This is a genomic window from Brachyspira catarrhinii (genome assembly GCF_005518285.1).
Lineage (GTDB): Bacteria > Spirochaetota > Brachyspiria > Brachyspirales > Brachyspiraceae > Brachyspira > Brachyspira catarrhinii.
In genome coordinates this window covers 1-1,033 of sequence record NZ_SJDU01000588.1, presented here as the reverse complement: position 1 = coordinate 1,033, position 1,033 = coordinate 1, and the positions used below count along the sequence as shown (strand labels likewise).

Sequence of the window (1,033 nt, the reverse complement as noted above, 5' to 3'; positions counted from 1 at the left end):
TTTTCAATTTCCTTGCTCATTTTGTACCTTTAATTAATTTTTTCCTATACATCAGAATTATATATTTTTCATATTCTAAAGTAAATACCAATCTAATTTTTTATAAAAAAAACGGGAATATTTTTATTTTTACGTATTTAAAAATATATATAAAAAAAGGAGTTAAAAATGAAAAAATTATTTTTATTTACTACTATACTATGTTTAATACTATCTACTACAATATACCCTGGTATTGCTTTTACAGGTAAATATACTTGTAAAGATAAGCCCAATTCTTACTATATTATAAAAAGAAGTACAAGTAAGCCTAATGATGAAGGGCTTATTACATATTATGATGGGGATATGGATATAACTATGGATGGAAGAATAAAATCTAGCTTTGGTAGTAAAATAATGACTGTGTATTGGACTCAAGGTATTGTTGAAAGTTTTGAATTAGTGAATGCTACTCAATTTTATACTGGTGATTTTAAATGGGTACGCAAAGGACCAGCACAATAAATTTCTATTTTTTATAAAAAAAAACGGGAATATTTTTATTTTTACGTATTTAATTATATAACAAAAAGGAGAAATAAAAATGAAAAAAGTTATTATTACAGCTGTTATATTGACTATATGTTCAATGGCATCTGTTTACGGTTACTTTATACCTAGAAGAGATGGCACATATCACTCTGAACAGGCTCCAGGATCTTATATAGTACTTATGAAAGTACGTGATGGACTTTCTAATGTTCAAATGTATGATGCTAATGCTGGTGCTTTTATAAACGGTACTTTAAGTTTACCAAATTCAAATTCTAAAACTCTTGTAATTAAATTTGATAATGGATTGGAACTTGTAGGAAGTGTATTGGGAAGAGCATCTTTTGGATTTGGAAACGCAATCTGGAATAAATCTTTTTAATAACTTTTAGTTATTTTATATGATTTATAACCTGCATATATTTTTATAATAAAATATATGCAGGTTATAAAAAATTTTTACTTCATAAAATAAGATTTTACTGTTCCATATATTGAC

General features: G+C 25.5%; 2 protein-coding genes. Both read left to right on the top strand.

Features of this window, described 5'->3' with window-relative positions; genetic code table 11:
• The first annotated feature begins 168 nt into the window (after window positions 1-168).
• The gene (locus EZH24_RS12475; RefSeq protein ID WP_137999375.1) at window positions 169-507 is read left to right on the top strand and encodes a hypothetical protein; all 339 of its coding nucleotides are present in this window, start codon (window positions 169-171) and stop codon (window positions 505-507) included.
• 79 nt (window positions 508-586) lie between these two features.
• Complete coding sequence (locus EZH24_RS12470) at window positions 587-916, top strand: hypothetical protein (protein WP_137999374.1); 330 nt, start codon at window positions 587-589, stop codon at window positions 914-916.
• The last annotated feature ends 117 nt before the right edge of the window (window positions 917-1,033 follow it).

Bases quoted from the DNA above. Each gene is read 5' to 3' on its own strand.
- EZH24_RS12475 (WP_137999375.1), top strand. From the start codon at position 169: ATGAAAAAATTATTTTTATTTACTACTATACTATGTTTAATACTATCT.
- EZH24_RS12470 (WP_137999374.1), top strand. From the start codon at position 587: ATGAAAAAAGTTATTATTACAGCTGTTATATTGACTATATGTTCAATG.